This window comes from Leptospira andrefontaineae (assembly GCF_004770105.1).
Classification (GTDB): Bacteria; Spirochaetota; Leptospiria; order Leptospirales; family Leptospiraceae; genus Leptospira_B; species Leptospira_B andrefontaineae.
On record NZ_RQEY01000019.1, the window covers coordinates 458,982 to 471,898 of the forward strand.

16 protein-coding genes are annotated in these 12,917 nt (G+C 39.3%); 11 read left to right on the forward strand and 5 right to left on the reverse strand.

What is annotated here, in order from left to right:
- The first annotated feature begins 53 nt into the window (after positions 1 to 53).
- A complete protein-coding gene (lenA, locus tag EHO65_RS16160; RefSeq protein WP_135775581.1) occupies positions 54 to 806 on the forward strand; it encodes a lipoprotein LenA in 753 nt (250 codons plus the stop codon).
- Positions 807 to 887: 81 nt separating this feature from the next.
- Here the strand turns inward: lenA and EHO65_RS16165 are convergent, their stop codons facing one another.
- Positions 888 to 1,454, reverse strand: a complete 567-nt coding sequence (locus tag EHO65_RS16165; RefSeq protein ID WP_135775582.1) for a lipoprotein LipL21 — start codon at positions 1,452 to 1,454, stop codon at positions 888 to 890.
- Between the two features lie 136 nt (positions 1,455 to 1,590).
- Positions 1,591 to 2,145: a lipoprotein LipL21 gene (locus tag EHO65_RS16170; protein ID WP_135775703.1), complete on the reverse strand. Its 555-nt coding sequence runs from the start codon at positions 2,143 to 2,145 to the stop codon at positions 1,591 to 1,593.
- A 134-nt stretch (positions 2,146 to 2,279) separates the two neighbouring features.
- Between EHO65_RS16170 and EHO65_RS16175 the strand changes: the two genes are divergently transcribed.
- Positions 2,280 to 3,854: an LIC10012 family protein gene (locus tag EHO65_RS16175; protein WP_135775583.1), complete on the forward strand. Its 1,575-nt coding sequence runs from the start codon at positions 2,280 to 2,282 to the stop codon at positions 3,852 to 3,854.
- 7 nt (positions 3,855 to 3,861) lie between these two features.
- On the forward strand, positions 3,862 to 4,758 hold the full coding sequence (locus tag EHO65_RS16180) for an AAA-type ATPase lid domain-containing protein (protein ID WP_135775584.1): 897 nt from the start codon (positions 3,862 to 3,864) through the stop codon (positions 4,756 to 4,758).
- Here EHO65_RS16180 and EHO65_RS16185 read toward each other — a convergent pair.
- Positions 4,703 to 5,806: a DNA polymerase III subunit delta gene (locus EHO65_RS16185; RefSeq protein WP_135775585.1), complete on the reverse strand. Its 1,104-nt coding sequence runs from the start codon at positions 5,804 to 5,806 to the stop codon at positions 4,703 to 4,705. The genes EHO65_RS16180 and EHO65_RS16185 overlap by 56 nt on opposite strands.
- Positions 5,807 to 5,900: 94 nt before the next feature.
- Here EHO65_RS16185 and EHO65_RS16190 point away from each other — a divergent pair, with 94 nt between their 5' ends.
- Entirely contained in the window at positions 5,901 to 6,122 is a 222-nt protein-coding gene (locus EHO65_RS16190; protein ID WP_135775586.1) for a hypothetical protein, read from the forward strand.
- Between the two features lie 23 nt (positions 6,123 to 6,145).
- Here the strand turns inward: EHO65_RS16190 and EHO65_RS16195 are convergent, their stop codons facing one another.
- Positions 6,146 to 6,700, reverse strand: a complete 555-nt coding sequence (locus EHO65_RS16195) for a Maf family protein (RefSeq protein ID WP_135775587.1) — start codon at positions 6,698 to 6,700, stop codon at positions 6,146 to 6,148.
- Between the two features lie 72 nt (positions 6,701 to 6,772).
- Here EHO65_RS16195 and EHO65_RS16200 point away from each other — a divergent pair, with 72 nt between their 5' ends.
- Genes EHO65_RS16200 through EHO65_RS16225 form a run of 6 tightly spaced genes read left to right on the forward strand, consistent with a single transcriptional unit; the run spans position 6,773 to position 11,162 of the window.
- Positions 6,773 to 7,651, forward strand: coding sequence for a hypothetical protein (locus tag EHO65_RS16200; RefSeq protein ID WP_135775588.1), 879 nt, complete (start codon positions 6,773 to 6,775; stop codon positions 7,649 to 7,651).
- Between the two features lie 39 nt (positions 7,652 to 7,690).
- Positions 7,691 to 8,194: a hypothetical protein gene (locus EHO65_RS16205; protein ID WP_135775589.1), complete on the forward strand. Its 504-nt coding sequence runs from the start codon at positions 7,691 to 7,693 to the stop codon at positions 8,192 to 8,194.
- Positions 8,191 to 8,934: an SDR family NAD(P)-dependent oxidoreductase gene (locus EHO65_RS16210; protein ID WP_135775590.1), complete on the forward strand. Its 744-nt coding sequence runs from the start codon at positions 8,191 to 8,193 to the stop codon at positions 8,932 to 8,934. Before EHO65_RS16205 ends, EHO65_RS16210 begins: the two co-directional genes overlap by 4 nt.
- Positions 8,931 to 9,548 (forward strand): L-threonylcarbamoyladenylate synthase, encoded by a 618-nt coding sequence (locus EHO65_RS16215; RefSeq protein WP_135775591.1) that lies wholly within the window; start codon positions 8,931 to 8,933, stop codon positions 9,546 to 9,548. The genes EHO65_RS16210 and EHO65_RS16215 overlap by 4 nt, the downstream gene beginning before the upstream one ends.
- A 15-nt stretch (positions 9,549 to 9,563) precedes the next feature.
- Positions 9,564 to 10,553 (forward strand): aldo/keto reductase, encoded by a 990-nt coding sequence (locus EHO65_RS16220; protein WP_135775592.1) that lies wholly within the window; start codon positions 9,564 to 9,566, stop codon positions 10,551 to 10,553.
- Positions 10,554 to 10,556: 3 nt separating this feature from the next.
- The gene (locus EHO65_RS16225; protein ID WP_135775593.1) at positions 10,557 to 11,162 is read left to right on the forward strand and encodes a hypothetical protein; all 606 of its coding nucleotides are present in this window, start codon (positions 10,557 to 10,559) and stop codon (positions 11,160 to 11,162) included.
- Positions 11,163 to 11,165: 3 nt separating this feature from the next.
- Here the strand turns inward: EHO65_RS16225 and EHO65_RS16230 are convergent, their stop codons facing one another.
- Positions 11,166 to 11,528, reverse strand: coding sequence for an arsenate reductase family protein (locus tag EHO65_RS16230; RefSeq protein WP_135775594.1), 363 nt, complete (start codon positions 11,526 to 11,528; stop codon positions 11,166 to 11,168).
- A 133-nt stretch (positions 11,529 to 11,661) separates the two neighbouring features.
- Here EHO65_RS16230 and fliG point away from each other — a divergent pair, with 133 nt between their 5' ends.
- Positions 11,662 to 12,675 (forward strand): flagellar motor switch protein FliG, encoded by a 1,014-nt coding sequence (gene fliG / locus EHO65_RS16235; RefSeq protein ID WP_008589915.1) that lies wholly within the window; start codon positions 11,662 to 11,664, stop codon positions 12,673 to 12,675.
- Positions 12,676 to 12,917 lie beyond the last annotated feature (242 nt).

A 12,917-nucleotide genomic window follows, 5' to 3' on the forward strand; every position in this document is an offset into this window, starting at 1 on the left:
GATTGACAAAGGTTTTCTAAAATAAGCTCATAATTCCTTCTAGGAGGAATTTGATGAGAGCCATTGCACTCATATTCACCATACTTGCATTACTCGCTTGCGATAAAAAGAAAGAAGAAACCCCGATTGCACAGATCGTAGGAACAAAATATTCCGGCGGCGACCAATACGTTTATAAAAAGCCGGGAACTAAAGAAAAATCGGAACAAGTTACTTTAGTTTACGAAAACGAAGAAGTTAACGGACTAGAAATCGTTCCTTTCGAATTTACGGATGCTAAAGGGAATAAAACAGTAACCGATTATCTAAAATTGAAAACAGTAGACGGAAAAGAAGGTTTCGCTCTTCTCAAAAACTTTTATGATGCAGTTCTATTTGTTGTAGGAGATGGGGATACAGCGTTTGCAAAAAATTCTCTTACTTCTCCATCTAAAGGTAAGCTAGAAAAGGGAATGTCCTGCTTTGAATCCGAAGCTAGCGGTGAGTTTTCCAAGGTTCGCTGTAGCGGTTCCATCTTGAAAGGTGGAAAGTTAAACAACCTGCATGATATTTGGATCCAACCAGTTTCCTCTAATATTTCCAGAGATCCTCTTTTGGGGGATAGTGTTAGAAATCTGAAAGCAGCTAGTTTAAAATTGATCGAACTCAATAAAACGACTGATCTTGCCAAACAGGAAGAATTGAAGAAGGGAGCAACCGCTGCTTTGAAAACAGTTTTCGAGAAAGGAGATATTTTTCAGGAATCTGTGAATTCTCTTGCGACTGAGTTCGGCTTAACTCTTTCCGAACAACAACCAACAGAATAAATAAGGCTTAAAATAAAAAACCCCACCTTTTTGGAGGCGGGGTTTTCCATTTCAGTTAGAGTAAAAACTCGAACTAAATTATTATTTACCGATTTCTTGAGCTTTAGCTACGAGAGCGTCGCGTCCACCTGGAAATTTAGCGTAAATAACACACTGGCATTCTTCCCAGTTGTCTTTTGAAACATCTGCTGGATCTGAACCCGGACCAATAGCTTTACATTCGTAAACTTTTATACTTTGACTGAGTGATGCAGACATAGAAGGGTTACAATCGGTAGTTAACCCTTGACGGGATTCGTTAGAGGAGAACTTCTCTGTAGTGTGATGTTCACTTTGCATTTTCCTAATTAAGTCAGGAGTGCCTTGTAGGCGCGCGGCTTCTCGGCAAGTGGATTGAATCATCACACGATTTTTCTTCGCAACAGCTTTAGCAGATGCGCGGGAAGCGAACTTCATGTAATAATAGTCTTTAGGACTTGTATCTTTTGGAGTTTTACCATCATTTCTTTGCTCAGGTGGTCCACCCCAGCCTTCGAAAGACCATACGTCATAAATGACAGATATAGCATCTTTTCGAGCAGCATTTGCTCCGCAAAAGGTAAGTGATACAATAGACACGATAATAACGAATACTTTCTTAATATTCATTTAATTGAAATTTGTTTCCTCAATCGTAATGATCGGACTCATTTTTTTTTACGTTCTACTGTGCAGAAATAAAAAACCCCACCTTTTTGGAGGCGGGGTTTTCCATTTCAGTTAGAGTAAAAACTCGAACTAAATATTATTTACCGATTTCTTGAGCTTTAGCTACGAGAGCGTCGCGTCCACCTGGAAATTTAGCGTAAATAACACACTGGCATTCTTCCCAGTTGTCTTTAGAAACATCTGCTGGATCGGAACCTGGACCAGTAGCTTTACACTCGTAAACTCCTACTCCTTTAACGATACCTGCAGAAGTACCAACGATAACGGAAGCAGTTGCTTCACCGTCGGAAACTCCGGATGCTGATTCAACAGTTTCACCAACCATTTTCTTAACTACGTCGGAAGCGCCTTGTAAGCGAGAAGCTTCGCGGCAAGTAGATTGCATCATAGCGAGACTTTTCTTCGCAACAGCTTTAGCAGATGCGCGAGAAGCGAACTTCATGTAATAATAGTCTTTAGGATTGGTATCTCTTGGAGTTTTACCGTCGTTTCTTTGCTCAGGTGGTCCACCCCAGCCTTCGAAAGACCATCCTCCGTCACCAACGGAAGTAGCATCTTTTTGAGCGGTATTAGCTCCGCAGTAGGTAAGTAATGCAGCAGACAGTGCAATAACGATTACTTTCTTGATCATCATTTTCTCCTTGATCAGATGGAATTGAGGAATATATCCATTAAACGGATTCCGCAAGCCATTTTTTAATGAATACGTTTAAAATTAAAAGCAGCCAACTTTTTGGTAAAAAAATATTTATTCGCAGCGCACAATTGTCAAAAAATTTCCGAAATTATCTTTTTGTTCTGCTAACCCTGGCGGCTAGCGACGCAATAGCGACGACAGTTGTATTTCTTCCTGGAAATTGGGAAGGACAAGCTCCTCAATCTTTAGAAGGAACTGGAGAAAAGCCTTACGAGTTGGCAAAATTAGGACAGTTCTATGCGACCAGGATCTATTCTCTTGAGATAAAAGAGCAACTCTCTCCAAATTCAGATCCAGAAATAAAAGATTTTCTAATCCCTCAGATATCTAGAGAGAAATTTAAACAAACTTGCTCTAGGCTTAAACCGGATTATGTAGTTCGAGACCAATTAGCTATCGAAGAAAAGATCAGGATCGATCGCTCTGTGTACGATTGTAATCTTTCTAAAATGGAAGAATATTCCATCATAGGCAGAAAGGATCTGTTCGAGACTTTAGAGAAGTTGACCAAGGATTCTTTTCCTTTGGTTCCCAAGAAAAAAATAAAAGAATATTCCAGAGAACCGGTTAAAGCCGCGAAATCACAGATCATCGTACTTGATTCTTCTTATTCTTATGCGCCTGAAAGAAAAGAATTTATGTCGCAATTGGAAGCGATCTCTTGGCAACCCGAAACAAAATTTCGTTTAGTTGTTTTTAGTGAGAATGGCTCCAAAGTTTTTCCTGAATCTAGTCGTTCAGAATTCATCAAACAATGGAAGGATTTTAAATCAGAAGGAAAATCCAATACCCAAGATCTTACAAATGCACTTCTTCGATTAAGAAGGATTCTAAGTTCGGAAGATTCTCCAGGAAAGAAGAAGGAAAGGATGATCAGCATTCTGACTAATGCTAAGTCTTCTAATTCAATTGCAGGATACGGTGCAGCGATCGAGGGTTTGAGTCAGATAGGAGCGAAAGTTTCCATTCTATATTCTTCTTATGCCGGGCCGGAGGCACGTAGGGAACATAAAGAAGCCGCAAAAAGAGGAGCAGAATTCAGAGAAGTTTCTTATTTCCAGAAAATTGTAACTCCGAGAGATTCTAAAACTCTCGTATTCAAAGAGGGAAAATTATACAGCACCGGAGCTTCCCCAGATCCAAAAATGAAAATTGAGGATTCTTCTTTCGAAAAAGTGGAATTCGCAGGTAAGTATTCCTTGGGAGAATTCTTAAATCCATGGAGTTTAGGGAGTATTTATGAAGAAGTGAAGAAGGAAAAGATCCTCACTTCTGAGCCTGTTCGCAGTAATTTTGCATCTTTATTCTCTTCTTCCGTAAGTGAAGCTTCCAATTCAGAATATTTCGGAAATTTTCCGAAGGTTTTAGTCAAATCAGGGTCTAAGGCATTCTGGATCCGAGTTCCGAACCTATCCGGATTTTCAGAAGGAAAAAAAGGAGTATGGGCGGTTACGTTTCTTTCATCCTCTTTTTCGTCGGAGGGGGTCGAAGTAATACCGGATTCGTTAGAACGATATACTTTCTCTACTGCTAAAATTTTAGAATGTGATCCTTCCGTTGCTCGAAATTATTTAAGAAATACGGAAAAATTCAAATTCGATTGTTTAGTAAAGGGAGAGATCCTGGAAGTTTCTCAGCCGTAGCAGAGCCATGGAAGAATCTAATTTTATTGCATTATCCCCTTCTACCCGTAAAATTCTGGACCGCATGAAACAAGCGGTCTCTTCCGATTTACCTATCTTGTTTTTAGGAGAATCGGGAACCGGAAAAAGTTATTTAGGATATCTGTTTCATTCCTTCTGCAAAGATAGGTTTCCACAATATCAGGTTTTTGATTTTTCCGTTTCCGAGTCGGAAGAAGAAACCTCTGAGATCTTTTCCAAGTTAGACGGGAAAGCTGGGGTTACGATTTTTTTAGAAGCCTTCTCAAATTTGAATCCTAGTTTTCAAGTGCAACTTTTACAAAAGATACGGAATGAAAAAGGTAAGAATAGATACTTACTTTCTGATCAACCCGATCTTACTGAAAAAGTAAAATCCGGTAGATTGCAGGAATCACTGATGACAGAGATACAAACTCTTCAGGTGAAAATTCCTATGTTAAGAGAAAGAAAGGAAGATATTCCGCCGCTGACCCGATTCTTTCTGGATCTGATTGGTAAAAGGTATAATCGGAAGAATATTAAAATTTCGGAAAAGTTAGGAAAGTTCCTACTGGAGTATGATTATCCGGGTAATCTTCATCAGCTAAAGAATTTATTGGAAGCAATGGTCTCCATGCATAACGTGAAGACTCTGGATACAAAACATCTTCCTCCAGAACTATTCGAAACAGGATATAAACAGAACGATAATCTTACCGTTCGCACTGGAATTCCTCTCAGAGATTATGAAAGAGAAATTATCAGACGCAATTTGATCTTGGTAAATGGGAACAGAGAGAAGGCTGCGAGAATATTAGGGATTTCTGAAAGAACGATTTACAGAAAGATTACCGAGTTCGAATTGTTCGATTCCGAGGATGGAAAAAATCTTCCATCTTCCTGAAGAAATAATACACAGTTTCTTCTTTTTCGGACCCTGTTTTTATCTTTTGGTTCATTTCCAATAAGAACTCGTATAGTTCTTTGATTTCCAGATCGTTAAATGCAGAACTTTCTTTTCTGAGTCTTTTGAAAGTGTGATTTTTTCTAGCGGGAGAATAAGCACCTATCCCAAGCAGGTCTGATTGTTCCTTTTCACTTAGGACCTTATCATACATTCTTAGAATGATTTTATAAATCCTTAATTTATCTAAATGGTCTTTTACAAGGGAAAGAAAAATAAGAAGCGAGTCCTTCCCTATTTTGAATTTTGAAAATTCCCTGGAAAATCTTCCATAATCCTTTTCGAAAAAATAATCCACAATTTCGGAAGAACTGAATTCTGAACTTTGGAATAATACTTCTTTTAAGTCGGCAAGATTGAAACTTTTTTTACCTAAGTATAATTTCAGTTTCTCAAGATTCTTTAAGTAAGCCCCAGCACTAGGATTTACTTTGAGCAAAAATTCTTCTTCTGCTTCTTCGTCTAATTTGACTTCTACTTCTTTGGAGGCTCTTAAGAAGGCTTCCTTTCTTTTATCCGGAAATATTTTTGAAGATTTAAAATGAGAAACCTTGTCTCCGAATATGGAAACCAATTCTTTAGGAAGATCCCAATGATCATAATGAATAAGAATCCTTACCGTCTCTGGAACTGAAAAAGATTTAGGTGAAGTTTTGGATTTTGTTTTTCCCAACCAAGGTTTGAAGAATGTAACGCCTGACTTGATGATAAATAATTTCTGGGCAGCGAACATGTCCAGGTTCCCAGCTTCGTTCTGAAAATTTTCCAGATCTCCCGGCTCAGCAACGAATACTACGATCTCATAAGGATCAGCACTTTTTTTATAAGCTGTTTTGTATAGGTCACTAACTACACCGAATTCATAAGAATCCTGAGAGACCACAAATAGAACCTGGGGCAAGGATTCTAGGCTGGGCTTAGTCTTGTGCAGAAAATCGATCAGATTCTCGTAAGAATTCGAAACTTTGGTATCGGCCACGGAAATCATCCTGGAAGGATTTCGCAGTTAGTCAAGCGGATGATCCGATTCTTTTCCTAAAGTAGATCCGATATTTTTCCGATCTTTTATATAGGTTATTGTTATGAGAATCAGCGACGGCGTTCAAAGAATTTCTGCCCAAGAAGATTACCTTACTTATATCAAACCGATCCTGAATCAGTCTAGAGTTCCGGCGATCGAACCTATCCGCCAAAGGGATTTTTCTGATTTAGGAAAATCTCTGAAATTATACGGCCCAGAAGGAAGTTCTGCTCCCCAAGAATCTTCCGTTTCAAAGGGTAGATTCCTAGATCTTTACGTTTAATTCCCTTCTTCTTTAATTAAAAATCAGAGAAACCTGCTCCAAATAGTATGGTATAAGAAAAATTTACGGATCGGAAATCCTAGGATATTCGAATATGATCCTTGAAATTTTTTAGCAGGTGAATTCGGATCTTGAATACCGTAAGATCCCGCCTTATCGTACGGTTTGCAAATTTTAATATATTCTAAAATTTCAGATTTGTTCCAAGAATAGAATTCCACTTCTGAAACATCGTAATCGAAAATTTTTTCGTTCTTAGTCATTATACCTAACCCCGAATACACTTGATGTGTTTTTCCAGAAAGTTCTGAGATCATGGAAAATGCTTCTGATTCATCCGCAGGTTTTTGCAGTATCTTATTTTGAAAAACAACGATTGTGTCTGAGGCTAAGATCACTTCTTCCGGATCGTCCGGCTTAGCTCCAAGTTTTGCTAGAGTGATTCTTTCCAAATAACGAACAGGTGTTTCTTGGTGTAGACTAGTTTCGTCTATGGGCAAAGGTAGGATTTTGAAATGTAACCCTAAGGACTGTAAGATCTCTTTTCTTCTGGGAGATTGGGATCTCAGAATAAGCATATATCCATTCTGAAAGAAAAGCCTTGCCAGACACTCCTTTTCCCAGTATCAATGTTCGCACGGATCGAACCAATGAATTTATTTCTTAGATCATTCTTCTCTAAACGTACCCTAGTTTTGGTAATTCTTGTCTCTGTTGTGGTCTCCACTTCTTCTTATTCCCAAGAAGCTAAGAAGACCGCGCCTAGTGATAGTCCGGAGACCAAACCGACTAACTCCAATGTAGACCCTAAATCCAGAGCATATTCTTTGCGTAAAAAATCTTGGGTGTCTTTACGATATCTTAGGACCAGTCTTTTAAATTTTGGGAAGAAGGCGGACTGGGATACCTGCCTTGCAGATTATTCAAAGGCAGAATCTACTTTTCAAAGAGGAGAATGGGAACCTGCGGGAAACCAATTCCAAACTTTAAAATCCAAGTTGGACCAACTTGCAGAAGCTCAGGCAAAAGAAGTGTTCAATCGTTCCGATGCTTTGGAGAAAGATATCCAACCTAAGGTTGTGGATCTGAAACTAAATACAGATGCACCTGGCAAACAATATATCCCCGTAATGGAAAAACATCTTCAAATCTATAGGGATACTTGGCAGGCGGCTAAATTAGAAAGAGAAGTCGGAAACCATGGACAGAATTTATATTTTGCTAAACAAGGTCTGTTACAACTTTATAAAGCAAAGATCCTTTTGGAAAAATCCAAAGAAGGAAAATTGGAATCTGAGGAGAAACTTACTAAAAATAAAGTTTTGGAAACAGACTATCTAACTCCTGAGGAAGTAAAATACTGGGACGATTGTCTGGAAGTATTGAACGAATCAGAAGAGAAGAATCGCCAAAAAGAAAAACAGGCAATCATAAGCGTCTACCAATCTAGAACCGGTAAAAGACTGGGTGATGGTAAGGGTAATGCAGGTTCTACGAGTTCTCCTTCAAACGGTGAAGGTAAAAAGTAAGAGCCTTTCAGGATATTTTTCCGAAAGTAAGAATAGGATATGAAATCATCTAAAATAATTTTACTTCTATTTTTTCTTTCCTCCGTATCTTGCCGAGGTTTCAATCTACAAAATTTTAAGAATCATACTTTTGAAAACACCTGTGATTGGTTCGATCTATTCTGCGATAAGATCGTAGTGAATCCGGATCTTTCCGACTGTGATCCATTTCATGAAGAATACGAAGGATATTCTCATTATATCGATCGTGGTGTTTTAAAGAACGATTATAAGATAGAAGAAGAAGCCAAGCTGGAAAAAGAACCTAACGATCCAACAGAACCTCTACCTAAGAAGAAAGAAAAGATCAAGGCAACCAATACGGATTATGGAAATAATATGAGAATAGATTCTAAAAAACTATTCGAAAGATATGATATTTCCGCCGGAAGAAGATCCGACAAAGATAGATCCAAACATCCTTGCGGTGTTTTGCAAGATGGTAGCAAACCTAAAGTGTATTATTCGGAACCTAAAACTACCGACAAGGGAGGAGAATTTTGAAAAACGTATTCGATTTAACAGGTAAATCAGTATTAGTAACAGGAGCAACTAGGGGGATCGGAAGACAGATCGCTCAGGGATTTTTGGACGCAGGTGCAGCAGTTTATGGAACTGGATCTTCTGCGGAGTCCATCAAACGTTTAGATGGATCAGGCATCGAAGCATTCGCAGCAGATATTCGCCAACCAGGGGCAATGGATTCTATCATTGAAACATTGAGTAAAAAACACGGCAAGTTGGACGTGCTTGTAAATAATGCAGGTGTAGCTACCAATCTACCTGCCGGCTTTTTTAAAGAAGAAGACATACAAAACGTGACACAAACTAATTTTGTGGGAGTGTTTCGTGCGAGTCAGGCATACTATAAAATACATAAGAAAAAAGGCGGGAACATTATCAATATCGCCTCAGTCTTAGGTATGGTCGGCACTAAGTTTGCTTCCGTCTATTGCGGAACAAAAGGTGCGGTAATCAATATGACCAAGGCCCTCGCGGTTGAATGGGCAGGTTCTGGATACAGAGTGAACGCGATCTGTCCTGGATTTATAGATACGGACATGACGGAGATGATCAAAGAAAGACCTGAAGTATTGGAACAAATGAAAGCAAGGATCCCAATGTCTAGATTAGGTAGACCGGAAGATCTTGCTGGAGCAGCAGTTTTTTTAGCTTCCGATGCAGCGGCTTATGTTACTGGTCAAACCATCGTCGTGGACGGAGGTGTTACTTCCGGTATATGATATTAGAATTACATCCCCAAAATCCTGAAAAGAGGATCCTCGGACAAATTTCCAAAAGATTATCCGAGGGAGGGGTGTATGTATTTCCTACTGATACAGTTTACGGTTTGATCGCAGATTCCCAGTCCCATGCTGGAGTCGAAAAATTATACAAACTGAAAAATATCTCTAAGAACCAACCTCTGTCTCTTCTATGCGCGGATATTTCTACCGCATCCAATTATATGGAACAACTTTCTAACGAAGCGTTCCGTTTGATGAAAAGAATTACTCCAGGACCATATACATTCGTGGTTAAAGCGAATAAACATCTTCCGCGAGTTTCTTTCTCAAATCAAAAAGATAAGAATATCGGGATAAGAATTCCTGATTCGAAATATCTACAGACTTTGATGGAGCTTCATCCGAATCCTCTTACTTCTACTTCTGTATTTTTTAAAGATGAATTCGTGACCGATGTGGACATGATCGAAAAAGAATACGGCAGTAAAGTAGATGGGATCTTAGATGGAGGAATCCTAGAACTCGAATTATCTACTATTCTTGATTGCACAGGAGATGGAATTTCCATCTTAAGAGAAGGCAAGGGAATGGATAAGATCAATTCATTATAATCTCTGGAGGCAATCATGCAAAAAAGACAATTGGGAAAGATAGGCCCACTCGTATCCGAACAAGGATTGGGTTGTATGGGGATGTCGGATTTTTACGGAAAAACAGATGATACTGAATCCATTGCAACCATTCATCGTGCGATCGAACTTGGAGTCACATTATTCGACACAGCAGATATGTACGGTCCTCATATAAATGAGGAACTTTTAGGAAAAGCAATCAAAGGTAAAAGAGATAAGTTGGTAATTGCCACTAAGTTCGGCATTGTAAGAGATCCAAATGATCCTTATAAAAGAGGGTATAATGGAAAACCTGAATATGTAAAAGCGGCCTGCGAAGGAAGTTTAAAACGTTTAGGAGTGGATACAATTGATTTATATTACCAACACAGAGTAGACCCTGATACTCCAATCGAAGAAACCGTCGGTGCGATGGCAGATTTGGTAAAACAAGGAAAAGTAAAGTATATAGGACTTTCCGAAGCAGGAATTGATACAATCAAAAGAGCTGCAAAGGTTCATCCTATCTCTGCTTTGCAAACCGAATATTCTCTTTGGACCAGAGATCCGGAAGATGGTATTTTACAAACTTGTAGAGATCTTGGAATTGGGTTCGTGGCTTATAGTCCACTCGGCCGTGGATTTTTAACTGGGCAGATCCAAAAATTTGAAGATCTGGATCCTACTGATTTCAGAAGAAACTCACCTCGTTTCCAAGGAGAGAATTTCAAAAAGAATTTAGAACTAGTAGATAAGATCAAAGAAATCGCTAACGAAAAATCTGTAACTGCTGGGCAACTTGCTTTAGCCTGGGTTCTGGCTCAAGGAGAGGATATAGTTCCGATTGCGGGCACCAAAAGACGTAAGTATCTAGAGGAGAATATTGGAGGAAGTTCGGTAAAATTGACGAAAGAAGATCTAGATCGGATCAATTCAGTGGCTCCGAAAGACGCGGCGGCCGGACTACGTTACCCGGCAACTAGCATGGGTTCAGTCGGAAGATAAAAATTGAAGAGAATAGGACTTGGTGTAAAGATTCGAAATCCGTTTTTACGAGTCATTTCTATTGCATCTTTAATTCTAATTTTTTCAGGAATCTGCATTACGATTCTAATTACTTTGCTAGTTTATATACTCCCAACTGTAAAGGAAGGATCTATATTATATAAACCTGATCTAATATTGTCCTGGATAGTTTACGTCGGTCTCTTCTACGGTTATATGATGTATCGAGTATCCGATGGAGAGAAAGCTGAAATTTTGAAAATGTTCGTATCAACGATCGTTTCTTGGGTTTTGATCCTTATACTTCTCGGACAGTTTGTAAAATTAGAATTCAAAGACGGCTCATATTATATCCGAACCGTATATTCAGAAAGAATCGTTCCTGCTGCAGTGGATTCGAAACTTGTTATATCGGAAAAAATGGGCGGAAGAAGTAATAGAACATATTTGATCTTAGATCTAGAATTTCCTAATCCAAAAGATAATTTAAATATTAAAATATTTACTTCATCCTTTTTCAGAGATGTCCGTGATACATGTGTCGAAGAAAAGAAGTTACTTGAATCAGCTGGGATCCGGGTCAGAACATTTTGTACACCGAAAGATTAACGGCTATTTTCCCTTTAAAGCTGCCTTCCATTCTTCTTCTTTAAAACCGACGAAGCCAAAATTTTCACCCAAGATAAAAGGTCTTTTGACTAGGTTGCCGTTCCCGGAAAGAAGTTCGAACTGTTCATCCAAGCTCATTTTGGAAAGTTTGTCCTTGAGTCCGAGTTCCTTGTAATCTCCACCAGAAGTATTGAATAATTTTTTGGAGTCTCCGCCTACGTACCCCAGCATTTTTTTGAGTTCTGCCTTGGTTGGTGGAGTTTCCCGGATTGCCTTTTTGTCGAAGTCGATCTTCTTACCTTCCAGGAATTTTAAGGCGTTTCTGCATGTGCTGCAATTTTTGTATTCGTAAACTTTCAACTTCACGGTTGGATCTCCTACAAAGCTTTCTCTTCCCAAATTCGGAATTTATGTCGTGTTTGCAAGCCGGAACCGACAAAAAAACTTTACCTTGAAAATGGAAAGTTTTGCCGATAGTATTCCTTAGGACGCGCTCAAAGTGCTGAATAAAAAGACCTCTCTAACCGGAAGACAAAAAGCGGCCATTTTTCTAATCGCCGTAGGGTCCGACGTATCTTCGGAAATTTTCAAACATCTACGTGAAGACGAGATCGAGCAGATCACGTTCGAGATTGCACGTTTAGATAAGATCACCCCGGAAGATAAGGAGAAGGTTCTCGTAGAATTCAACGAGCTCATGATGGCTCAGGAATTCATCTCGAACGGAGGTATCGATTTTGCTCGGGGACTATTAGAGAAAGCTCTTGGTAACCAAAAAGCGATCGATATCATCAACCGACTTACTTCAAGTTTACAGGTTCGTCCTTTCGACTTTATTCGTAGAACTGACCCTCAGCACTTATTAAACTTCATCCAGAACGAGCACCCTCAAACAATCGCATTAATTTTATCTTATTTAGATCCTCAGAAAGCATCTAGCATTCTTTCGGGATTGCCACATACGATCCAAGCAGAAGTTGCAAAAAGGATCGCGACCATGGACCGGGTTTCTCCTGACGTTCTTCGAGAAGTGGAAAGGGTATTAGAAAGAAAACTTTCCACCTTGGCGAGTGAGGATTATACCTCTGCCGGTGGTATCGATTCAGTGGTTGAAATTTTGAACCTTGTGGATAGGGGAACAGAGAAGACAATCATCGAAGCGCTGGAAGAAGAAGATCCAGAACTTGCGGAAGAGATCAAAAAGAGAATGTTCGTATTCGAGGATATCGTATTACTCGACGACCGTGCGATCCAAAAAGTATTACGAGAAGTAGATAACTCTGACCTAGCAAAAGCTCTCAAGTCAGTGGATACAGAAGTTCAAGAAAAGATCTTTAAGAACATGTCCAAACGTGCCGCGAACCTACTCCGAGAGGATATGGATTTCATGGGACCTATTCGTATTAAAGACGTGGAAGACGCTCAGCAAAAAATCGTTAACATCATACGTAAGCTGGAAGAATCCGGAGACATCGTCGTCGCACGTGCTGGCGAAGATGAACTCGTTATGTGAGGTCCGAACCTGGACCATATATCTCACAAACGATTTGTATTCTGGACCTGTGTAACCTTACTGGTTTCTCAGTTCGGTTGTATTTCTGATACTAAACCTGTTAGAAAGATCGATTTTTCTGAACTGGAATGGAGCGGAAGACTTATTACAGAAACTCCAAACGAAAAGAAATCAGAATCAAAAAATAAAAAACAAGAATCTGCTTCCGAAGATTGGACTCCTCTTCCCAATTTACCTTGGAC